The organism is Kitasatospora sp. NBC_01300, from assembly GCF_041435235.1.
Taxonomy (GTDB): Bacteria; Actinomycetota; Actinomycetes; order Streptomycetales; family Streptomycetaceae; genus Kitasatospora.
In genome coordinates, this window is record NZ_CP108408.1 from 2,606,216 (window position 1) to 2,627,386 (window position 21,171).

At 72.7% G+C, this 21,171-nt stretch carries 20 protein-coding genes and 1 pseudogene; 3 read left to right on the top strand and 18 right to left on the bottom strand.

Annotated elements, in window-relative coordinates:
• The first annotated feature begins 95 nt into the window (after positions 1-95).
• Together OG556_RS11545 and OG556_RS11550 are read left to right on the top strand one after the other, a co-directional pair.
• Entirely contained in the window at positions 96-851 is a 756-nt protein-coding gene (locus OG556_RS11545; protein WP_363631467.1) for an ATP-binding cassette domain-containing protein, read from the top strand.
• Positions 852-878: 27 nt separating this feature from the next.
• Complete coding sequence (locus OG556_RS11550; RefSeq protein ID WP_371517008.1) at positions 879-2,030, top strand: hypothetical protein; 1,152 nt, start codon at positions 879-881, stop codon at positions 2,028-2,030.
• Between the two features lie 27 nt (positions 2,031-2,057).
• Here the strand turns inward: OG556_RS11550 and rlmN are convergent, their stop codons facing one another.
• The 6 genes from rlmN to rpsB form a co-directional block, all read right to left on the bottom strand.
• Positions 2,058-3,158 (bottom strand): 23S rRNA (adenine(2503)-C(2))-methyltransferase RlmN, encoded by a 1,101-nt coding sequence (gene rlmN / locus OG556_RS11555; protein WP_371517009.1) that lies wholly within the window; start codon positions 3,156-3,158, stop codon positions 2,058-2,060.
• A gap of 132 nt (positions 3,159-3,290) precedes the next feature.
• Complete coding sequence (locus tag OG556_RS11560) at positions 3,291-4,763, bottom strand: phosphatidate cytidylyltransferase (protein ID WP_371517010.1); 1,473 nt, start codon at positions 4,761-4,763, stop codon at positions 3,291-3,293.
• Positions 4,763-5,320 carry a ribosome recycling factor gene (frr, locus tag OG556_RS11565; protein WP_063347665.1) on the bottom strand — a complete coding sequence of 186 codons (558 nt, stop codon included), beginning with the start codon at positions 5,318-5,320 and terminating at the stop codon, positions 4,763-4,765. Before frr ends, OG556_RS11560 begins: the two co-directional genes overlap by 1 nt.
• Before the next feature lie 98 nt (positions 5,321-5,418).
• A complete protein-coding gene (pyrH, locus tag OG556_RS11570) occupies positions 5,419-6,183 on the bottom strand; it encodes a UMP kinase (protein ID WP_030056790.1) in 765 nt (254 codons plus the stop codon).
• A gap of 261 nt (positions 6,184-6,444) precedes the next feature.
• Positions 6,445-7,284 (bottom strand): translation elongation factor Ts, encoded by an 840-nt coding sequence (gene tsf / locus OG556_RS11575; protein ID WP_371517011.1) that lies wholly within the window; start codon positions 7,282-7,284, stop codon positions 6,445-6,447.
• A gap of 129 nt (positions 7,285-7,413) precedes the next feature.
• Positions 7,414-8,316: a 30S ribosomal protein S2 gene (gene rpsB, locus OG556_RS11580; RefSeq protein WP_371517012.1), complete on the bottom strand. Its 903-nt coding sequence runs from the start codon at positions 8,314-8,316 to the stop codon at positions 7,414-7,416.
• 958 nt (positions 8,317-9,274) lie between these two features.
• On the opposite strand from rpsB, the gene OG556_RS11585 reads away from it, so the two are divergent.
• Positions 9,275-9,622, top strand: a complete 348-nt coding sequence (locus tag OG556_RS11585) for a peptidoglycan DD-metalloendopeptidase family protein (RefSeq protein ID WP_371517013.1) — start codon at positions 9,275-9,277, stop codon at positions 9,620-9,622.
• 48 nt (positions 9,623-9,670) lie between these two features.
• On the opposite strand, the gene OG556_RS11590 is transcribed toward OG556_RS11585, so the two are convergent.
• From OG556_RS11590 to rplS, 12 genes and pseudogenes are all read right to left on the bottom strand, one after another.
• Positions 9,671-10,255: a TetR/AcrR family transcriptional regulator gene (locus OG556_RS11590; protein ID WP_371522660.1), complete on the bottom strand. Its 585-nt coding sequence runs from the start codon at positions 10,253-10,255 to the stop codon at positions 9,671-9,673.
• A gap of 272 nt (positions 10,256-10,527) precedes the next feature.
• Positions 10,528-11,472: an RNA polymerase sigma factor WhiG gene (whiG, locus tag OG556_RS11595; RefSeq protein WP_371522662.1), complete on the bottom strand. Its 945-nt coding sequence runs from the start codon at positions 11,470-11,472 to the stop codon at positions 10,528-10,530.
• 339 nt (positions 11,473-11,811) lie between these two features.
• Positions 11,812-12,978, bottom strand: coding sequence for a DNA-processing protein DprA (gene dprA / locus OG556_RS11600; protein WP_371517014.1), 1,167 nt, complete (start codon positions 12,976-12,978; stop codon positions 11,812-11,814).
• Between the two features lie 299 nt (positions 12,979-13,277).
• Positions 13,278-14,870 (bottom strand): annotated as a pseudogene (locus OG556_RS11605) (YifB family Mg chelatase-like AAA ATPase); the annotation flags it as partial.
• 1 nt (position 14,871) lies between these two features.
• Complete coding sequence (locus tag OG556_RS11610; protein WP_371522663.1) at positions 14,872-15,366, bottom strand: YraN family protein; 495 nt, start codon at positions 15,364-15,366, stop codon at positions 14,872-14,874.
• Between the two features lie 252 nt (positions 15,367-15,618).
• Positions 15,619-15,945 carry a DUF2469 domain-containing protein gene (locus OG556_RS11615; RefSeq protein WP_030056781.1) on the bottom strand — a complete coding sequence of 109 codons (327 nt, stop codon included), beginning with the start codon at positions 15,943-15,945 and terminating at the stop codon, positions 15,619-15,621.
• A 55-nt stretch (positions 15,946-16,000) separates the two neighbouring features.
• Positions 16,001-16,474: an NUDIX hydrolase gene (locus OG556_RS11620; protein ID WP_371517015.1), complete on the bottom strand. Its 474-nt coding sequence runs from the start codon at positions 16,472-16,474 to the stop codon at positions 16,001-16,003.
• 112 nt (positions 16,475-16,586) lie between these two features.
• Positions 16,587-17,342 carry a signal peptidase I gene (lepB, locus tag OG556_RS11625; RefSeq protein ID WP_371517016.1) on the bottom strand — a complete coding sequence of 252 codons (756 nt, stop codon included), beginning with the start codon at positions 17,340-17,342 and terminating at the stop codon, positions 16,587-16,589.
• A 145-nt stretch (positions 17,343-17,487) separates the two neighbouring features.
• Positions 17,488-18,504 (bottom strand): signal peptidase I, encoded by a 1,017-nt coding sequence (gene lepB, locus OG556_RS11630; protein ID WP_371517017.1) that lies wholly within the window; start codon positions 18,502-18,504, stop codon positions 17,488-17,490.
• Between the two features lie 240 nt (positions 18,505-18,744).
• A complete protein-coding gene (gene lepB, locus OG556_RS11635) occupies positions 18,745-19,602 on the bottom strand; it encodes a signal peptidase I (protein ID WP_371517019.1) in 858 nt (285 codons plus the stop codon).
• Between the two features lie 133 nt (positions 19,603-19,735).
• Positions 19,736-20,389, bottom strand: a complete 654-nt coding sequence (gene lepB / locus OG556_RS11640; RefSeq protein WP_371517020.1) for a signal peptidase I — start codon at positions 20,387-20,389, stop codon at positions 19,736-19,738.
• Positions 20,390-20,769: 380 nt separating this feature from the next.
• On the bottom strand, positions 20,770-21,120 hold the full coding sequence (gene rplS / locus OG556_RS11645; RefSeq protein WP_063347674.1) for a 50S ribosomal protein L19: 351 nt from the start codon (positions 21,118-21,120) through the stop codon (positions 20,770-20,772).
• Positions 21,121-21,171 lie beyond the last annotated feature (51 nt).

Genomic DNA, 21,171 nt, shown 5'->3' on the forward strand with positions numbered 1-21,171 from the left:
GCCCGCGATGGACCAGAGCGCCGCAACCGCACCAGGCCCCAGTCGTTCTAATCTGACGACTGTCATATCCCTGCGGCCACCCAGGATGGAACCTCATGTCAGCGGCACCGCCTGACAACGACGTGCTGTGGGCCCGGGGGATCGTCAAGTCCCATCACGGCACCCCCGCCCTCCGGGGCATCTCGATCGGCGTCCGCGAGGGCGAAGTGCTCGCCGTCACCGGCCCCCGCGGCTCCGGCAAGAGCACCCTCCTCGGCTGCCTCTCCGCCCTCCTCACCGTCGACGAGGGCGAGGTCTGGTTCAACAGCGCGCCCGTCCACACCCTCGGCCGGGCCGGGCGCGAACGGCTGCGCCGCGACCGCTTCGGCTTCGTCGGCTCCGAACCCCACCTGGTGCCCGAGCTGACCGCCCGGGAGAACGTCGCCCTGCCGCTGCTGCTCGCCGGCGCCGGCAACAAGGCCGCCTACACCGCCGCCGACGAATGGCTGGAACGCCTCGACGTCGGCGAGGTCGCCCGGCAGCGCCCCGACCGGCTGCTCCAGAGCCAGCGCCAGCGGATCGCCGTCGCCCGCGCCCTCGCCCCGCTGCCGCCCGTCGTGTTCGCCGACGACCCCACCGCCCCGCTCCACCGCGAGGCCGCCGACCAGGTCCTGCGGATACTGACCAGCGCGGCCCGGTCGCACCAGCTCACCCTCGTCCTGGCCACTCACGACCCCGAGCTCGTCCGGTTCGCGGACCGCGCCGTCGCCCTCGTCGACGGACGGCTCACCGCCCCCGCCGCCCCCGTCCCGCGCGGCCCCGCCGTCCCGGGGGCGGCCGGCGCGTCCGCCGTCTCGGCCACCCGCCGCTGACGACGCCGAGCCGCTGAAAGAGTCGACGTGTTCTATCTCCGTCTGGCCCGGGGCTACCGGGTGCCCGACCTCGGCCGCTGGCTGCTCACCGTGCTGGCCGCCGCCGTGGTCTCCGCCTTCCTGCTGCGCTCCCTCGGCCGGGCGATGAGCGACCCGCTCGGCGGCGAGGACGCGCTGGTGCGACTGCTCTGGTGCCTGCCCCCGCTCGCCGCCGTCGCCTGGTTCGCGGCCGTCGCCGCCCGCGCCGTACCCGCCCAGCGGCCCGAACGGATCACCGGCCTGCGCGCCGCCGGAGCCGGCTCCGGCCGGATCCGCGCCCTGATCGCCGGTGAGGTCGTGCTCGCCTGCACCCTCGGCAGCGCGCTCACCCTGCTGGTCTTCCTGGTCCTGCGCAACGACATCGCCGGGCCCGCGCTCGCCGCCGACCTCGGCATGGGCGTGCCGCTGCCGGCCGTCGCGCCGGTCGCCCTGCTCGCCCTGGTCCCGCTCACCGCCGGGATCGCTGCCGCCTGCGCCGTCCCGCCCACCGAGTACCTGCCCGGCAGCCGCACCCACCGGGGCACCGGCTTCGGCGCGCTGCGGGTCGCCCTGCCGGTCGGGCTCGCCGTGATCGGCCTCGCCCTCGAACTCATCGCCCTGCGGCCCGGCGCCGCCGCCGACGGCCGGCCGATCCACCTGCCCGCCGGGCTCGGCAGCACCAGCACCGCCGCACTCGGCGGCTGGGCCGCCAGCGCGGTCGGGCTCGCCCTGCTCACCGGCCCGTTGCTGTCCTGGACGGGGCGGCTGCTCGCGCTCGGCCGGCCCACCCCGCTGCGGCTGCTGGCCGGCCGCGGACTCACCGCCCAGGCCCGACGCCTCGGCCCGCCGCTGGCCGTGCTCACCCTCGCCCTCGCGCTGGTGCTCACCACCATCCGCTACTGGATCGGCACGCCCGACAGCGCCGACGTGCTGCCCGCCGTCGAGGCCTGCCTGGTGCTCGGCTGCGCGGCCGCCGCCGTGGCCGCCCGGTTGGCCGAGGTCCGCACCGACCGCCGGGACGTCACCGACGTGCTGCTGCGCCTCGGCACCTCGCCCCGGCTGCTGTTCGGCGCGGTCGCGCTGCGCACCCTGGCGGTGGGCACCACGCTGCTGGTGACCGGCGGGGCGACCGCCGCACTGGCGGCCGCCGGCCTGCGCTGACTTCCCGGCCTGTGGTGACCCGCCGGCTCAGCCCGCCGCGGCGAGCTGGCCGCAGGCGCCGTCGATCTCCTGGCCACGGGTGTCGCGGACGGTCGTCGGCACCCCGTGCGACTGGAGCCGGCGGACGAACTCGCGCTCGTCCTCGGGCCGGGAGGCGGTCCACTTGGAGCCCGGCGTCGGGTTCAGCGGGATCAGGTTGACGTGCACCCGGTGGTTCTTGATCAGCCGGCCGAGCAGGTCCGCCCGCCACGCCTGGTCGTTGATGTCCTTGATCAGCGCGTACTCGATGGAGATCCGCCGGCCCGACTTCTCCGCGTAGTTCCACGCGGCGTCCAGCACCTCGGAGACCTTCCATCGGGTGTTCACCGGCACCAGCTCGTCGCGCAGCTCGTCGTCCGGGGCGTGCAGCGACAGCGCCAGGCGGCAGCTGAGGCCCTCGTCGGCCAGCCGGTTCATCGCCGGGACCAGGCCGACGGTGGAGACCGTGACACCGCGCTGGGACAGGCCGAAACCGTCCGGCGCCGGGTCGGTCAGCCGGCGGATCGCGGCCAGCACCCGGTTGTAGTTGGCCAGCGGCTCGCCCATGCCCATGAAGACCACGTTCGACAGCCGCGCCTCGCCACCGGGGATCTCGCCGGCCTTGAGCGCGCGCATCCCGGCGGCGATCTGCTCGACGATCTCGGCGGTGGACAGGTTGCGGGTCAGCCCGGCCTGGCCGGTCGCGCAGAAGGGGCAGTTCATGCCGCAGCCCGCCTGCGAGCTGATGCACATGGTGACCCGGTCCGGGTAGCGCATCAGCACCGACTCGACGAGCGTGCCGTCGAAGAGCTTCCAGAGCGTCTTGCGGGTGGTGTCGTCGTCGCAGGACACGTGCCGCACGACCGACATCAGGTCCGGCAGCAGGCTCCCGGTCAGCTTCTCCCGGCTGGCGGCGGGGATGTCCGTCCAGCCCTCCGGGTCGTTCGACATCCGGCCGAAGTAGTGGTTGGAGAGCTGCTTGGCACGGAACGGCTGCTCGCCCAGCTCGGCGACGGCCTCCTTGCGCTCGGCGGGGCTCAGGTCGGCGAGGTGTCGCGGGGGCTTGGCGCCGCGCGGCGCGACAAAGGTGAGTTCTCCGGGCTTAGGCATGGTTCATCCAGTGTCGCAGACGCCGGGAGCAGGCCGGGACGTGCGAGGGCCCCGGACGCACAGGCGTCCGGGGCCCTTCCGCCGCTCGCGGCCGGAGGCCGGGTCGAGGGCCTCTCCGAGAGCCGACAGGCCCTAACTGCCGACGAAGGCCGCCAGCAGCAGCCAGACCACCGGAGCGGTCGGCAGGAGCGAGTCCAGCCGGTCCATGATGCCGCCGTGGCCGGGCAGCAGCGTGCCCATGTCCTTGATGCCGAGGTCGCGCTTGATCATCGACTCGCCCAGGTCGCCCAGGGTCGCGGTGACCGCCGCGCAGCCGCCCAGGATCAGGCCCTGCCACCAGCTGCCGCCGTCGATGATCAGCTCCATCAGCACGGCGCCCGCCAGCATCGACAGGCCGATGCCGCCGGCCAGGCCCTCACGGGTCTTGCCGGGGCTGATCGTCGGGGCGAGCTTGGTCTTGCCGAACTTGTAGCCCACGGCGTAGGCGCCCGTGTCGCTGCAGATCGTGACGATCAGGAACAGCACGATCCGCTGGGGGCCGTCGTCGGCCGCCAGCATCAACGCCACGAAGGTCGCCAGGAACGGCACGTAGAAGGCGGTGAACACCCCGGCCGTTATGTCCCGCAGGTAGTCCTCCGGCGGCTCGGCCATCCGCCAGACCATCACCGCCAGCCCGGTCAGCGCGAGCGAGGCCGCGGCCCACTGCACCCCGGCCCAGTAGCCGGTGGAGATCATGGCGATGCCGCCCACGACCAGCGGCACCAGCGGCGCCTTGATCTGCTTGCGCTCGGCGAGCCGGCTGGTCAGCTCCCAGACGCCGACCGACACCGCGGCCATCACGACGAACAGGAACAGCGCCTTCACCACGAACAGCGAGGCGATGATCACCGCACCGAGACCGACCCCCACACCTATCGCGGCCTGGAGGTTACGGCCACCGCGCTGCTTGCGCGGCTGCGGCTGCGGGGCGGACTGGGCGGCCACGGGTGTCTCCTGCCCTGGATGGGACGACGGCACGAAGTGGGGCTGCCCGGCCGCCGGGTAACTCGGCGGCGCGGGAGGCACCGGGGCCCCGGGGCGCGGCGGGGCGCCGCGGCCGGGGGTGGCGTCATCGGTTATCGCGCGCAGCACGACCGTCTCCGTCACACCCGGCACCGCCGCCTCGGACCGGTCGTCCCGGAACAGCGGGCCGCTCAGCCGACCGGCCTCCCGGGACTGACCGGCGGCGGGGTCACCCGGTCGGCCGGAGCCCGCCGGCGCGCCCTGGTCCGGCACGCCGGGGAACGGGCCGGGGCCCGCCGGTACGGGAGGCATGACCTGAGTCTCCTCCGCGTCGCCGCCCCAGTACACCGGAGGCTGCTGCGAGTGATCCGAACGGTGGCCGGGGTCACCCGGCGCGCCGCCCGGCGCACCCGGGTGGGCGGCCCCGCCGCCCGGGTGACCGGGGTGGCCCTGGGCCTGCGACGGCGGGTACTCGCCGTACCCCGGCGCCGGGTGCGCCTGCTGCAGAGGAGCCTGCGGCCGGGGCTGCGGCGCCGGGCGGTAGGGCTGGAACTGCTGGTCGGACGGGCCCCAGTAGCCAGGGGCGTCAGGGGCGTCGTTCATCAGACTTCGAGCAGCTCGGCTTCCTTGTGCTTCAGCAGCTCGTCGACGGCGGCCACGTACTTGGCCGTGGTGTCGTCGAGCTCCTTCTCGGCGCGGCGGCCGTCGTCCTCGCCGACCTCGCCGTCCTTGACCAGCTTGTCGATGGCGTCCTTGGCCTTGCGGCGCACCGCGCGGATCGAGACCTTCGCGTCCTCGCCCTTGCCCCGGGCCACCTTGATGAACTCCCGGCGGCGCTCCTCGGTCAGCTCGGGCAGCACCACCCGGATGAGGGAGCCGTCGTTGGACGGGTTGACGCCCAGGTCGGAGTCGCGGATCGCCTGCTCGATCGCCTTCAGCGCGGTCTTGTCGAACGGCGAGACGACCGCCATCCGGGGCTCCGGCACCGAGAACGAGGCCAGCTGGTTGATCGGCGTCACGGTGCCGTAGTACTCGGCGACGATCTTGGCGAACATCGCCGGGTGGGCACGGCCGGTGCGGATGGCGGCGAAGTCGTCCTTGGCGACGGCGACGGCCTTCTCCATCTTCTCCTCGGCTTCGAGGAGGGTCTCTTCGATCACTGTGATCTCCCTGTCCGGTTCATCTGCGATTGTCCCGACCGGTGTCGGCGTCGAGGCCGGTCACGGCGACGGCGCCGTCCCGTACGGCTGATTGCTGCTCAGGCCCGGACAGAATCCTGGCTGATGAGTGTGCCGATCTTCTCACTCTTCACCGCGCGCGCGATATTGCCCTCCGCCAGCAGCTCGAAGACCAGCATCGGGAGGTTGTTGTCCTTGCACAGCGTGATCGCGGTGAGGTCGGCGACCTTGAGGTCGCGCGCGATGACCTCGGAGTACTCCAGCGCGTCGAACTTCACCGCGTCCGGGTTGGTCCGGGGGTCCGAGTCGTAGACGCCGTCCACACCGTTCTTGCCCATCAGCAGGACGTCGGCGTGGATCTCCAGGGCCCGCTGGACGGCGGTGGTGTCGGTCGAGAAGTACGGCATGCCCATACCGGCGCCGAAGATCACCACACGGCCCTTCTCCAGGTGCCGGACGGCCCGCAGCGGCAGGTACGGCTCGGCGACCTGGCCCATGGTGATCGCGGTCTGGACCCGGGTCTCGATGCCTTCCTTCACCAGGAAGTCCTGCAGCGCCAGGCAGTTCATCACGGTGCCGAGCATGCCCATGTAGTCGGAGCGCGCCCGGTCCATGCCGCGGACCTGCAGCTCGGCGCCCCGGAAGAAGTTGCCGCCGCCGATGACCACCGCGACCTCGGTACCGGCACGGACGACGGTGGCGATCTCCCGGGCGATCGCGTGCACGACGTCCGGGTCGACGCCGAGTCCGCCACCACCGGCAAAGGCTTCACCGGACAGCTTGAGCAGCACCCGGCGGCGCGAGCCGGCCTTGGGGTCCTGCGCGGTCTCCTGCGTCTCCTGCATGGACTTCTCCTTTTTGCACCTACTGGCTCACAGGCGCGGGTGTGCGGATGCCCGGCCTGCGCGTACGCGAGAGGAGGCCACTGCCGCGGGAACCGGTTCGGTGTCCTGCACGGCAATGGCCTCCTCGTCGTTCATGGTGCCGACGCGGCCCGCCCGTGGACGGTTGGCACTGGGTGAGCCCGTTCGGCGTTCCGCCCGCCCCGGTCACCGGGCGGGGGCGGTTCCCAGCGTAAGGGTGCCGGGGACCAGGTGGAACGTGGCTCAGGCGCCGACGCGGAAGCGGGCGAAGCGCTTGAGGGCGACGCCGTTCTCCTCGAGGACCTTGGCGACGGTCTTCTTGTTGTCCTTCGCGAAGGCCTGCTCCAGGACGGAGTTCTCCTTGACGAAGCCGGTGACGCGACCCTCGACGATCTTCGGCAGGGCAGCCTCGGGCTTGCCCTCCTCGCGCGCGGTGGCCTCGGCGACGCGACGCTCGTTCTCGAGGTCCTCGGCCGGGATCTCCTCGCGGGACAGGAACTTCGGCGCGAACGCGGCGATGTGCTGCGCGACGTCCTTCGCGACCTCGGCGTTCTCCTTGTCCAGCTCGACCAGGACGCCGACGGCCGGCGGCAGGTCGGGGCTGGTCTTGTGCAGGTAGACCGCGACGAAGCCGTCACCGTCGAACTGGGCGAAGCGACGGAAGACGATCTTCTCGCCCAGGGTCGCGTTGGCCTCGTCGACGAACTGCTGGACGGTCTTGCCGGCCTCGATCTCGGACGCCAGGGCGGCGTCCAGGTCGGCCGGGGCGGTCTTGGCCACGTGAGCGGCGATCGCGTCGGCGACCTGGACGAAGTTGTCACCCTTGGCGACGAAGTCGGTCTCGCAGTTCAGCTCGACCAGAACGCCGGACTTCTTGTCCTCGGCGATCAGCGCGGCGACGGCGCCGTTGGAGGCGTCACGGCCCTCGCGCTTGGCAACGCCCTTCTGGCCCTTGATGCGCAGGAGCTCGACGGCCTTCTCGACGTTGCCCTCAGCCTCGTCCAGAGCCTTCTTGCAGTCCATCATGCCGGCGCCGGTGAGCTCACGGAGCTTCTTGACGTCCGCGGCGGTGAAGTTCGCCATGGTGTGAATCTCTTCTCGCGTCTCGCGTGTCTGCGTGGGGAGACGCCGGGACCGATGGTTCGGTCCCGGCGCGGGAGAGAGGGGCACCTACCGGTGTCGTACCGGCGGGTGCCCCTCACCCTTGGTACGTCAGGCCTGCTCGGCCGGCGCCTCGGTGGCCGCAGCCTCGGCAGCGGGGGCCTCGACGGCCGGAGCCTCGGCGGCGGGGGCCTCAGCGGCCGGAGCCTCGGCGGCGGCGGGGGCCTCCTCGGCCTTCTTCTCGCCCTCGATGAGGTCCTTCTCCCAGTCGGCCAGCGGCTGGTCGGCACCCGGCTCGGCCTTGACGTCGCCCTTGGCAACACCGGCGCGGGCCTTCAGACCCTCGGCCACGGCGTCGGCGATCACGCGGGTCAGCAGGGTGACGGAGCGGATCGCGTCGTCGTTGCCCGGGATCTTGTAGTCGACCTCGTCGGGGTCACAGTTGGTGTCGAGGATGGCGACGACCGGGATGTTGAGCTTCCGGGCCTCGCCGACCGCGATGTGCTCCTTCTTGGTGTCCACGATCCACACGGCGCTGGGGACGCGCTGCATGTCGCGGATACCGCCGAGGGTCTTCTCCAGCTTGTCGTGCTCGCGCTGGAGGACCAGGAGCTCCTTCTTGGTGAGGCCGGAACCGGCCACGTCCGAGAAGTCCAGCTCGCCGAGCTCCTTCAGGCGCTGCAGGCGCTTGTAGACGGTCGAGAAGTTGGTCAGCATGCCGCCGAGCCAGCGCTGGTTCACGTAGGGCATGCCCACGCGGGTGGCCTGCTCGGCGATGGCCTCCTGGGCCTGCTTCTTCGTGCCGACGAAGAGGACGCTGCCGCCGTGGGCAACGGTCTCCTTGATGAACTCGAAGGCGCGGTCGATGTAGTTCAGCGACTGCAGGAGGTCGATGATGTAGATGCCGTTGCGCTCCGTGATGATGAAGCGCTTCATCTTCGGGTTCCAACGGCGGGTCTGGTGACCGAAGTGGACGCCGCTCTCCAGCAGCTCCCGCATCGTGACGACGGCCATAGCCGTGCTCCTCAGGTGTTACGGCCCGGCGGTCGCGCAACGGACGGCGGGTTCGCGCGGTGGCGCTCCCCGCTCGCGCGGTGCGTCCGGCCGGGTCAGGCTCGGTTTGTCCGTGGCAGCCAGGTGACAGCCACGCCTGACGCCCCGAACGTGCCGAGCCGCTTGAACCCGCACGGTCCGGGGACCAGGCGGGCTCGGCGGACCGAGCGGCACTCGCACCTGGCGGGGGCAGCGGCCGGGCCGCGTCCGTCCACCGGTGGCGGGGCGTGCGAAGTCGACCCGGCGGACCGGGTCGCGTGTGAAGTGTACGGGAAGCGCTGCGGGGCGGGCGACTCCGCGACCGGCGGAGGCCCTGGGCGGGCGGATCCGCGCTGACGGGAGCTGGGCGGAGACGGGGCAGAGACGGGACGGAGGCGGGCCGGCCGGGCCTTGGGAACGCGGCCGCCGCGGTGCTTGTACACCGGATGGCGGCATCCGTACACCCACTGGAGGGACGGGATCCGGCCACGAGGGCGGTTTGTCCACAGGAGTCCGGAAGTGGGTGGCACCGGGGCGGCGGCGCAGCAAGCCTCGGGGCATGACTGCTCGCGCTGGGTGCCCGGTTCCGTCCGCCGTCGATCCGGCCCGCTCCAGGCTGGGCCGGTTGGGGCCGGATTGGTTGAGGCCAGGCCGGTTGGGGCCGGACGGGTTGGGGCCGCGCTCGTTCGGTGTGCTGCGGGGGCTGGTCGCCGTGCTGGCAGCACTGGTGCTGCTGGTTTCGGGCGGCGCGGCGCGGGGCGCCGCTCTCAGCGGGGGCATCGGCCCAGGTCCGGGTGAGGGCGCTGGAGGTACTGGCGGGGGCCGCGAGACCGGCCGGTCCGGTTCGGACGGTGCGCGGGCCTGGCCGGTGGGCGGGCCCGACGGGGTGCTCGGGCGGTTCGAACCACCGGCCACGCCGTGGGCCGCCGGACACCGGGGAGTGGACCTCGCCGCCGCGCCCGGGGCGGAGGTACGGGCGGCTGCCGCCGGGGTGGTCACCTTCTCCGGGCTGGTGGCGGGGCGCCCGGTGGTGACCGTCACCCACCCCGGCTCGGGGTCACCTCCCTTGCGGACCACCTACCTGCCCGTCACCGGCACCGCCCCGGTCGGCACCGAGGTACCCGCCGGGCAGGTGATCGGGCGGCTCGCCCCCGACGGACGGCACTGCCCAGCGCGGGACTGCCTGCACTGGGGGCTGCTGCGCGGCGGGCGCTACCTCGACCCACTGGCCCTGTTCGGCGCAGGAGCGGCGCGGCTGCTGCCGCTGGGCGGCGCAGGGCGCACCTGATGAATCAGCTGAACCGAATGAACCGGACGCACCGGGCCGGATAGCGGCTCAGGCCCGACCGAGGCCGTGCAAGGCCATGGCCACGGCGGCGTCCGCGATCAGCTCGGGGCGCTCGGCCGCACACCCGGCGCGGCCCCCCGCCGCCACTTGCTCGGCCCGGCGCACGGCCGCCTCCACGACCCCTTGGAGCAGCGCCGCAGCGAGCCGGGGCTGCGCGTGACCGAGATCCTCCAGGGCCCGGACGACCAGGCCGACCAGCTTGCCGTGCGCCGCCCGGATGCGCTCGCGCGCGGCCTCGTCGAGTTCGAGCGCGGAGATCGCCACCACCGCCCGGTGGCGCGGGTCCGCGGCCAACGCCAGCTGGCCGCGGACATACGCCTCGATCCGGTCGGCCGCGCTGTCGCAGCTCTCCATCCCGGCCTCGATCTCGGCCGCCCAGAGCGGGAAGTCCACCTCGCAGAGCGCCTCGACCACGGCGGCCCGGGAGCGGAAGTACTCGTAGACCGAGGAGCGCGCCAGGGAGGTGCGCGCAGCGAGCGCGGGGAAGGTCAGCGCCTCCATGCCGCCCTCCGTGAGCAGGGTGCGGGCAGCGTCAAGGAGGGCTGCGCGCTGCAGCTGGCGATGCTCGGCCACCGTGGCCGCTCGGATCTTCGGCACGCTCCCACTGTACGGAGCCCTACCTGCGGCCGGTACGGCGCCGCGCATCTGGGCGGGGAGCGAGGGCGCGCAGGCGCGCGGCGAGGCGTGCGAGTGGGCGCGTGACCCGGGGATCCGGCCCGGAGTAACGGCCCAGGATTCCGGCCGGGCGGGTGCGGCCCAGGATTGCGGCCGGGCGGGTGCGGACCGGCGACGTGGTCGAGGTCGCGACCCGGAGGTCGGCCGGGACGGGACGGTCCCGGCCCGCGCTACCGGATGTCCGACAGCTTGGCGCGCAGTTGGAGGACGGACTTGGTGTGGATCTGGCTCACCCGACTCTCCGTCACCCCCAACACCTGGCCGATCTCAGCGAGGGTGAGGCCCTCGTAGTAGTAGAGCGTCACCACGGTCTTCTCCCGCTCGGGGAGGGTGTTGACCGCCTGCGCCAGCAGCCTGCGCAGCTCGCGGTCCTCGGCCACCTCGACCGGGTTGTCGGCACCGTGGTCCACCAGGGTGTCCATCAGGCTCAGCCGGTCGCCGCCCTCCCCCACCGGGTGCAGCAGTTCGTCCAGGGCCACCACGTTGGCCAGGGACAGTTGGCTGAAGATCGCGTGCAGGTCCTCGATCGCGATGCCCATCTCGGCCGCGACCTCGGGCTCGTGCGGCGTACGGCGCAGCCGGGCCTCCAGCGTCGCGTACGTCCGCTCGACGGCCTTCGCCTTCTGCCGCACCGAGCGCGGGATCCAGTCCAGGGCCCGCAGTTCGTCGATGATCGCGCCGCGGATCCGGCTGATCGCGTAGGTCTCGAACTTGATGGCGCGGTCGACGTCGAACTTCTCGATCGCGTCGATCAGCCCGAAGACCCCCGAGGAGACGAAGTCGGCCTGCTCGACGTTGGAAGGCAGGCCGACCCCGACCCGCCCCGCCACGTACTTGACGAGCGGTGAGTAGTGCAGGATCAGCTGCTCGCGCAGCCGCTGGTCGCCGGTCTCCTTGTAGGAGCGCCAGAGCTCTTCGAGCGCGGTGCGCCCCTGGGCTCCGGGGCCCGGACCGGACGGCCCCCGCTCCGGGCCTGGCAGGGGGGTGCCGTCCGGCTGCAGGGCACCGGCAGCGATCGGACGGGCCGAGCCGTCGCCGGTGGCGGCGGCGACCGCGTCGGCGGGCTGGCCCGGCACCGCCGTCGGCCGGCCGCCCTGGCGCGACAGGCCCCCCATCGTCCCCGCCGCCTTGGGCGGGAACTCAGTCACGGGGCGCCGCTCGGTCCGCGGCCCTCCCGAGGACCGGGCGCCACCGGTCACTCTGTGTCCGGGAATGTGTGTGGGCATGCGTTGGTCTGCGCCGTTCTGCCGAGTCATGTGCTGATAGGGAAGGCATGTGGAGCGTAGCGTGACCGACTCGCTGCAATGCGCTACCGCCACTCGGTCGTCCCCCGATCCGGTGGCGTTCGCGTCACCGGATCCGGGCACGCGAACGGACGAACCGGATCAGCAGGTCAGCCGGGCGATTCCGACACCCCCTCCCCCACGACACGGATGTGCGCTTCGTTCCGACCGTCACCTCCTCCGCACCAGGCGCCAGTGCGCGCCGTGCCGCTCGACGTAACCGAGCGAGCCCAACTCGTAGAGCCGTTGCAGCACTTCGTCCGGCGGGAGTCCGGACTGCCGGGCCAACCGCTCGATCGGCGCGCCCTCCGCCGTCGCCGGGACGGCCTCCAGCACCCGGGCCACCGCCGGTTCCAGCAGGTCCCTGGGCAGGACCGGGCCGCTGCGCTGCGGCGCCAGGTCGTCCCCGATCGCCCCGATCAGTTCGGCGATCTCGGCGGAGTCGGTGACCAGCGTGGCGCCGCCGCTGCGGATCAGGGCGTGCACCCCGGCCGAGAGTTCCGAGGTCACCGGGCCGGCGACGCCCATGGTGTGGCGGTTGAGGTCCCGTGCCCGTCTGGCCGTGCTCAGCGCACCGCTGCGCATCGCCGCCTCGACCACCACCGTGCCCCGGGTGAGCGCCGCGATGACCCGGTTGCGGAGCACGAAGCGGAAGCGGTTCGGGTGCTCCCCGGGCGGGAGTTCGCTGACCAGCAGCCCCTGGGCGCCGATCCGCCGGATCAGTTCGGCGTTCCCCTTCGGGTAGGCCACGTCGACCCCGCAGGCGAGCACCGCGATGGTCATCCCACCGACGGAGAGCGCCCCTCGGTGGGAGGCCGCGTCGATCCCGTAGGCGGCTCCGGACACCACGACCCAACCTCGCTCGGCCAGTTGGGCCGACAGCTCCCCCGCGACGTGGGCGCCGTAGGCCGTGCAGGCCCGGGAGCCGACCATCGCCACCGAGCGGAGCGCGAACAGCCGCAGCGAACCCGTGCCGGTCGTCCAGAGCCCGATCGGGCGCCCGTCGCCCAGATCGTCCAGTTGACTGGGCCATTCCGTGTCCCCCGGAATGATGAAGCGCCCACCGACGGCTCGTACCCGTTCCAGGTCCTCGACCGGGTCCAGACCGGGGAGTCTCGCCTGGTAGCCGGCCAGCCGGGGCCCGTCCAGTCCGGGGTGCGCGGGCACCGTCCCGTCGCGGATCGCCCGGACGACGTCGGCTGCGGAGAGCTGGCCGAGCCACCGGCCGACCACCGCGTCCCCGGGCTCGCTCAGCCGGCTGAGTACGGCGCGGGCGAGGCGCTCCGGATCGGGACCGGACCCGGGCTCTGCCCGGCCGGGAGGTTGAAGGTGCGTCATCATCGGGTTCATGCCTCACCGCCCTCGTTCGCCGGATTCTGGTCGCGTTTCCCGGACCGCTTGGCGGAGCCGGACCGGATGGATCGGCCAGGGGCATCGGGGCGGCCCGACGGACCAGGACCTTCCAGACCAGGCCTCTCCGAACCAGGACTCGCCGGGTCAGGCCTCTCCGGGTCGGGGCAGTCGAGACGATCGGGCTTCTCGAACCGGCCCGACCGGCTGTGCCCTTCGGGCGGCTCGTCGACCGGCCCGCTGCGCTGGGCCGGGATGCCACCGAGTCGGCCGTAGACCCGCTCGGCCAGCGGCAGCCCCTGCTCGACGCCGGTGCGCAGGACCAGTGCGGTGCGGACGTCCCGCTGGTCCGGCCGGTCCCGACCGGCGAGGTCGGCGACCGTCCAGGCGACCCGGAGCACCCGGTCCAGGCCCCGGGCGGTCAGCAGCCCGCGCTCCAACTGGCGGGCGACGTCGTTCAGTGCGCCGGGGACGAGCTGCCAGCGGGTCCGCAGTTCGTGACCCGGGACTTCCGCGTTGGTCCGCCACGGGGTGTTCGCCAGCCGGGCCGCCGCCCGTTCCCGCGCGGCCAGCACCCGGGCCGCGACGGTCTCGGTGTTCTCCGCCGTGGCGTCCCGTTCCATGAGTTCGATCCTCGTCACCGGGGCGACCTGGACCTGGAGGTCGACCCGGTCCAGCAGCGGCCCGGAGAGCCGCCCCTGGTAGCGGCTGACCATCGCAGGAGTGCACTCGCAGCCCTCGCCCCGCCGTGAATGCCGACCGCACGGGCAGGGGTTGGCAGCCAGACAGAGCAGGAACCTGGCCGGGAGCCGGAGTGAGCCGGCCGAGCGGGCGATCACCACCTCGCCCGACTCCAGCGGCTGGCGCAGTGAGTCGAGCACCCGCACCGGAAACTCCGGTGCCTCGTCCAGGAACAGCACACCCCGGTGGGCCAGCGAGACCGCCCCCGGTCTCGGCAGGCCGCTGCCGCCGCCGACGATCGCCGGCATCGTCGTGGAGTGGTGCGGGGCGCAGTACGGCGCCGTGTCGATGAGCGGGCGCCCGGCCGGGAGCAGCCCGGCCACCGAGTGCACGGCGGTGACCTCCAGGGCCTCCTTCTGGGTCAGTGGCGGAAGCAGCGCGGGCAGCCGCTCCGCCAGCATCGTCTTGCCCGCGCCCGGTGGGCCCTTGAGGTACAGGTGGTGACCGCCGGCAGCGGCGATCTCCAGGGCGCGCCGGGCCTCGTACTGTCCGGCCACGTCGGCCAGGTCGAGGCGCGCCGACTTGTCGTCGGCCAGTCCCCGGACGCCGGCGCTGGGCAGCATCAGGCCGGCCATCAGCGGATCCGGCCGCCCGCTGATCGGGTCGGGCGGCTCCTCCGGCGCGGGCGCGCCGGTCAGGACGGCGATCAGCTGCCGCAGGCTGCGGACGCCGATCACGGTCACGCCCGGGACGAGCGAGGCCTCGGGCGCGGTCTGCTCGGCGACCACGACCCGCTGGTATCCCGCATCGGCCGCGGCCAGCACCGACGGCAGCACCCCGCGGACCGGCCGCACCCGGCCGTCCAGCCCCAGTTCGCCGATGATCAGCAGTTCGGCGATGGAGGAGGGGTCGAGCCGCTCGGCCGCGGCCAGGACGGCGCAGGCCACCGCGAGGTCGAAGCCACTGCCGCTCTTGGGCACCGAGGCCGGACTGAGCCCGACGGTCAGCTTGCGCTGCGGCCAGGCCTCACCGCTGTTGACCACGGCCGCGCGCACCCGGTCGCGGGCCTCGGACAGCGCCTTGTCGGGCAGGCCGACCAGGGTGAACGCGGCCACCCCGGGCTCCAGATCGGCCTGGACCTCGACGATCACTCCGTCGACGCCGACCAGCGCGACGGAACAGGTACGGGCGAAGGCCATCTCAGACCACTCCCCGCAGGTGGTCGACCAGGGCCGCACCCCGGGCCCGGTTGATTACGGCCACCAAGTCGATCCGCACGCCCCCGGGCGGAGCGGGCGGCCAGTGCGGGTCCGTGGGCCCGGGGTCGTACCCGGGACCGGCCAGCCGTGCGAAGTGGCCCGGCCAGCGTTCGGCCATCCAGCGCTCCGCCAGGCGTTGCAACCGGGCGGCCTTGGCCTGGCCGATGGCCTCGCTGGGTTGTTGGAAGCCCCGCTCGGAGCGGGTCTTCACCTCGCAGACCGCGACGGTGTCGCCGTCGAGGGCGACGATGTCCAACTCACCCTCGACACAGCGCCAGTTGCGGTCCAGGATGCGGAGCCCGGCCTCCGTGAGACGGCGGGCGGCGACCCGCTCGCCGTAGCGGCCGAGCCCGTTGTTGGTACTGCGACCGCCGGTACTGCGGCCCGGGCCCGGCCCGGTGCCGTCCCTCGTGTCGTCTTTCGCGCCGTCGCGCACGGCTGCGGCCGCTGTGGCCTCTCCGGCCTGGTCCGGTACGGCCGCACCCGGTACGGCCTGGTCCTGCGTGATCGTGTTCTGCACGGTGACCACCTCCGCCGTGGAGGTTGCACCGTCGCGCACGGCGGGGCCGGGAATTTCCGGTTCCCTGTGGATAACTCGGGCCTGTGGATAACTTTTGTCACCCGCAGGAGTGAGACGCCCCGATCGCGCGAAATTCCGCTGGACAACGCCGGTCCGAGCAGTCCAACGTCAGTTCCCGAAGCCGGACTCGTCCGAGGGCAGCTCCAGATCGCTCTTCGCGAGTTCCTCGATGTTCACGTCCTTGAAGGTCAGCACCCGGACCTTACGGACGAACCGGGCCGGCCGGTACATGTCCCAGACCCACGCATCCGCCATCGACACCTCGAAGAAGACCTCGCCCTGCACCGAGTGCACCTGCAACTCGTAGTCATTGGTGAGGTAGAACCGTCGCTCGGTCTCGATCACGTACTTGAACAGGCCGACGACGTCCCGGTACTCCCGGTAGAGCTTGAGCTCCATCTCGGTCTCGTACTTCTCGAGATCTTCGGCACTCATCCAGGCGTCCCCTCAACTTGTCACGTCCACCCATTGTGGACCACCGCACCCACGCTCAGAGCCGTACCGGGGCGACCGGCGGGCCCTCGGCCAGCAGTCGCTCCAGGAAGTCCGCCAATCCGACCGGGTAGACCGTCTCGGCGGTCCCCCTCAGCTCCTCGACCGTCCACCAGCGCGCCGCGAGCAGTTGGGCGTGTTCCTCCTCGCCCATCCCCGAGTGGTCGAGACCCGTCTCCGTGGTCCGGGCCAGATGGAACCACTGATCCTGCTCGTAACGCCGTCCCTGAAAGGAGAACGACACCGTGCCGTACGCCACCAAGGGCCCCAGGTCCACACCCCGCAGGCCGGTCTCCTCCACGAGTTCCCGCGTGGCGGCCTCCCGCACGTCCTCCCCTGGCTCCAAGCCGCCGCCGGGCGTGAACCACCACGCCTCCCCCGGCGTGGCCGGGTCGGAGCCCAGGAAGAGAAGGATGCGGTCCTGCCCGTCCAGCAGCAGGATCCGTGCCGCCCTGCGCCGTTGTGCCGTCATGGCAGCGCTCCACGCTCCTTCCGTTCGCGTCGGTGGCGCTACCGATCCTGCCACCCGGCACCGCCGTCCGGGGCGATGTTCGGCAGAGCGGCCCTGGCCGCGACGACCGCGATCAGGAACTGCGCCCCCGGCTGAGCCGGCGGGCCAGGCCCGCCACCCCGCCCACCGCCGAAGTCACGAGGATCAGCGCCGCACCCGCAACGGTCGCGAAGGCGGCCGGTTGCAGCGGCCCGGGCGCACCGGCCTTCGGTCCGGGAAGCCCGTCGAAGGCCGCGGTCCGGCCGAGGTCGCCCGTCCGGCCGAACGGCATCAGGGTGGCCTCGACCCTGGCCTCCACCGCGCCGGCCGGGACGGTCCCGCCGTCGACATCCAGGTGGGTGCGGGAGTCGAGCGAGCCCAACCGGTTGTCGCCGAGCAGGAACAGCCGCCCCGGCGGCACCGTGACGCTGAACGGGGAACCCTGCGGGCCCTGCGCCGCGAGGTACGGCTCCTCCACCGCCTGTCCGTCGACCGTCAGCCGGTGGTCGTTGCCGGTGGCCGCGACGGTGTCCCCGCCGACCGCGACCACGCGCTTGACCATGAGCTCGCCACCCCAGTCCTGGTCCCGGAAGACCACGACGTCCCCCCGGCCGACGGCCCCGCCGCCGATCTTCCGGGCGAGCACGGTGTCCCCGATCCGAAGCGTGGGGGACATCGAGGCGGTCGGGATGCTGTACGGCCGGTAGTCGATCGCGATCAGGGCGAAGCCGCCGATCATCAGCACCAGCCCGAGCGCGATCGCGACGCCCTGCAGCACCGCCGCGGGCCGACGGGCCGGACGGGCGGGCGAAGCCGGGTGGTCGGCCGTCTGCTCAACGACACCGCTCATCGAATCCGTCCACCTCTGGCCGACCGGAGAACACCACTGGCACGCCGGGGGCACCGGCGGAAAAGCCGACGGGCCGTGGCACGTCCGAGCAGATTACTCGTCGGTACCACGGCCCGCGCAAGGGCTGGGGAGAACCCGGTGGAGCTCAGGAGTCCTTCCGGCCGTCCCTCCGCTCCTGCACCCGACGCACCAGCGGAAGCAGCACGACCGCGCCCACCGCGCCGGCCACGGGAGGCGCCAGAGGCGCGGCCGCCGCCAGACCCTTCTGATCGAAGGTGTTCGGCACCGAGAGCGTCGACCAGTGGCCGACCGGCCAGGCCACGACGAAGGCCCGCCCGATCACGTTGCCCACCGGAACGGTGCCGCCGCCCGGTTGGTCCATGTGGAAGCGGGAGTCCAGCGAGTCGGCGCGGTGGTCGCCCATCACCCAGATCCGGCCGTTGGGCACCTTCACCGGGTCGAACGGGTGGTCACCGCAGGGGGTGTTGCCCTGGTAGACGTACGGCTCGTTGAGCGCGACGCCGTTGACCTTCACCGGCCCGGTGCCCTCGCACTCGACGGTGTCCCCGCCGACCGCGATGACCCGCTTGATCAGGTCCTTCTCGTTGGCCGACGGCATCAGGCCGACGAAGCTGAGCACGTCCTGGACGCCCCGGACGAAGGAGTTGCTGCTCTGCGGGGTCGGCTCGTCGTTCAGCCAGCCGCCCGGGTCGTGGAACACCACGACCTCGCCGCGCTCGGGCTCCGCTCCGAACCAGGGGGTCAGCTTGTCCACCAGGACACGGTCACCGACCTGCAACGTGTTCTGCATCGACTCCGACGGAATGGAGAAGGCCTGGACGAAGAAGGTCTTGATCACCAGCGCCAGGACCAGCGCGATACCGACCAGGATCGGCAGTTCCTTCCAGAAGGAACGCTGCTTGCGCTGCTTGCCGGGGGCCTGCGACTCCGACCGGTCCGCCGACTCGGCGTCGGGCCAGTGGGACTCCGAGGAACCCCCGGTCGGGCCCTCCGTCCCGTCGCCATGCTCGTCGGCGGTCTGGGCCGCCGTGTCCTCGACCGAGGCCGAGGGCGCACCGGACTCGGCGGACCGGGCCGCTCGACCGCCAGAGCCCTCGGGCTCGCCGGCACCTGAGCGGGCGCCGATCACCACATCCCCCACAACGTCTCCTCCCTGCTGTGCGGACGCCCGCGCGCCCGCGCTCACAGTGCCGCACAGCGGGCACCACGCTCACCACGACCATGGACGCTTCGGGACTGCCCATCGCGGGCTCCCCTGACACCAGCACAGCCTCGACGCACGACCGGGACCTCCCGGCCGCACCTGCACTTCTCTATCACTCCAAGGCATCCGGCTCGCGGTCCCACGCGCGCGGCCCGGCCGCGAGACGCCCGGCCCGGCTCACTCGGGCGGCCGCCCTGACCGGCGAACGACGGCCGGAAGGATGCCCAACACACCCATAACGAGCGGAGGTTCCATCGGAACCGGCCCAACGCCCACGGATTCCGGCGCAGTTCCGCGCGCCTGCGGAGCCCGCGCCAACGAGGAGAGTGAACTCGGCACGTCAAGTTGATGGAGGCGGTCCAGCGGCCAGACGTTCATGAAGGCCCGGCCGACCACACCGCTCAGCGGGATGGTCCCCTGCCCCGGGTTCCCCATGTGGAAGCGGGAGTCGGCGGACACGTCCCGGTGGTCGCCCATGACCCAGAGCCGGCCCTGCGGCACCCGCACTTTGAAGGGCTGCCGGGACGGCGGGTTGGCGGGCGCGAGGTACGGCTCGTCCACCGGCGTGCCGTTGACGCTCAACCGCCCCTGCGCGTCGCAGCACTCCACGGTGTCCCCGCCGACGCCGATGACCCGTTTGATCAAGTCCTGCTCGCTGTCCGACGGCAGCAGCCCGACGAAGGTGAGGACCTGCTTGGCCGCCCCCAGCACCGGACCGTCGTCGGACGGCTTGTGGTCGCTCTCCAGCCAGCCGCCCGGATCCTTGAACACCACCACGTCGCCGCGCTGCGGCTCGCTGCCGAACCAGGGGGTCAGCTTGTCCACCAGCACCCGGTCCCCCACCTGGATGGTCTGCTCCATCGAGCCGGAGGGGATCACGAACACCTGGAGCAGGAAGGTCTTCATCACCAGCGCGACCAGCAACGCCACCACGATGATCAGCGGGAACTCCCGCAGCAGCGACCGCTTGCGCCACCGGGCCGCGCGTCGGGCGCTGCGGCGGCGATCGGCCCGGCCCCGGACCGGCAGCACCACGGCTGGGCCCGCACCCCCGGGGGAGGCGTCGCCTGGTCCGGCGCCGTCAGATCCGCCACTCGCGGGGTCGGCATCCGCAGGTCCGGTGCCTGGTTCCGGAGCCGGGCGATCCGCCAGCCGGCCCCTGCCTCTGCTACCCCTGCTCCCCATGACCGCCTGTCCCCGCAGTCGCAGCGAAGGCCGCGGGCCGGTCCAGGCCGGTCAAGCGCGAGAACGGGTAGACCACCCAGTCCGCCCGGCCGATCACCCTGCTCTCGGGCACGAAGCCGCCGCCGGGCTCGCCGAGGTGGTCGCGGGAGTCACGGGAGGCGCTGCGGTGGTCCCCCATCACCCAGAGCTTGCCGGTCGGCACCACCACGTCGAAGGCCACGCTCGACGGCTGGTCCCCCGGGGCCAGGTAGGAGGACTCGTCGATCGGCACCCCGTTGACGGTGATCGGCCCGCCCGGGCCGGTGCTGGTCACCCGGTCCCCACCGACGCCGATCACCCGTTTGACGTAGACCGTGTTCCCGGCCGGGGCCAGCCCGAGGTCCCGGCCGAGCGAGCTCAGCCCGTCCCAGAAGCCGGTCGGCCCGGCCGACCCCGGCAGGAAGGAGCCCGTCCCGTCGAAGACCACGACGTCGCCCCGCTGGGGGTGGCCGCCGAAGGCGTAGGCGAGCTGGTTCGCGATCAGCCGGTCGCCCGGTCGCAGGGTCTCCTCCATCGAACCGGAGGGCACCGAGAACGGGCGCGCGACGAAGGCGTTCACCAGCAGCAGGGCCAGCAGGCAGATCCCCACGAGCAGCAACAGGTCCCGCAAACGCGAGTGGCCCGACTCCTCGTCCCCCGGCGCGCTCCCACCTTCCGGTGCGCGCTCACCCTCCGGCGCGTTCTCACCCTCTGGTGCGGCTTCGCCCTCGGGCGCGGCTTCGCCCTCCCGCGCACCCCCGACGGCCGCCCGCGGTTCCCCACCGGGGTCGGATCCCTCCCCACCGGGCCCCGAGACGACTCCCGGGACGACCCCGGAAACGACCGCGGACCGCGACAGCGAGTCCGCACCGGTGGGTGCGGGACTGCCGTCGCGGTCCGCGGGTGGTTCGTGCGTGCTCATCGGGGGCTGAGCTTACCGTGCGGTGGCCCGGCCCCTCAGAGCGATCCGATCCCCCGGCGAGGCCGGGGGACGGTGGATCAGCGGTCGCGCTTCTCCTTGATCTTCGCGGCCTTGCCGCGGAGGTCACGCAGGTAGTACAGCTTGGCGCGGCGAACCGCACCGCGGGTCACGACCTCGATCTTCTCGACGACCGGGGTGTGCACCGGGAAGGTGCGCTCCACGCCGACGTTGAAGCTGACCTTGCGAACGGTGAAGGTCTCACCGACGCCGGCGCCGTGGCGGCGGATGACGACGCCCTGGAAGACCTGGACACGGGAGCGGTTGCCCTCGATGACCCGGACGTGGACCTTCAGGGTGTCACCGGCGCGGAAGGCCGGGATGTCGCTACGCAGCGAGGCCGCGTCGACAGCAGCGAGCTTGTTGCTCATGTTGCTCTCCATCGCAGGCGCCACGGGCCGCCCACGGAAGTTCGTCACAAT

Bases quoted from the DNA above. Each gene is read 5' to 3' on its own strand.
- rlmN (WP_371517009.1), bottom strand. From the start codon at position 3,158: ATGCCTAAGCCCGGAGAACTCACCTTTGTCGCGCCGCGCGGCGCCAAG.
- OG556_RS11620 (WP_371517015.1), bottom strand. From the start codon at position 16,474: ATGACGGCACAACGGCGCAGGGCGGCACGGATCCTGCTGCTGGACGGG.
- OG556_RS11615 (WP_030056781.1), bottom strand. From the start codon at position 15,945: ATGAGTGCCGAAGATCTCGAGAAGTACGAGACCGAGATGGAGCTCAAG.
- OG556_RS11545 (WP_363631467.1), top strand. From the start codon at position 96: ATGTCAGCGGCACCGCCTGACAACGACGTGCTGTGGGCCCGGGGGATC.
- pyrH (WP_030056790.1), bottom strand. From the start codon at position 6,183: ATGCAGGAGACGCAGGAGACCGCGCAGGACCCCAAGGCCGGCTCGCGC.
- tsf (WP_371517011.1), bottom strand. From the start codon at position 7,284: ATGGCGAACTTCACCGCCGCGGACGTCAAGAAGCTCCGTGAGCTCACC.
- OG556_RS11560 (WP_371517010.1), bottom strand. From the start codon at position 4,763: ATGAACGACGCCCCTGACGCCCCTGGCTACTGGGGCCCGTCCGACCAG.
- whiG (WP_371522662.1), bottom strand. From the start codon at position 11,472: ATGGGGGGCCTGTCGCGCCAGGGCGGCCGGCCGACGGCGGTGCCGGGC.
- lepB (WP_371517016.1), bottom strand. From the start codon at position 17,342: ATGAGCGGTGTCGTTGAGCAGACGGCCGACCACCCGGCTTCGCCCGCC.
- rpsB (WP_371517012.1), bottom strand. From the start codon at position 8,316: ATGGCCGTCGTCACGATGCGGGAGCTGCTGGAGAGCGGCGTCCACTTC.
- dprA (WP_371517014.1), bottom strand. From the start codon at position 12,978: ATGACGCACCTTCAACCTCCCGGCCGGGCAGAGCCCGGGTCCGGTCCC.
- rplS (WP_063347674.1), bottom strand. From the start codon at position 21,120: ATGAGCAACAAGCTCGCTGCTGTCGACGCGGCCTCGCTGCGTAGCGAC.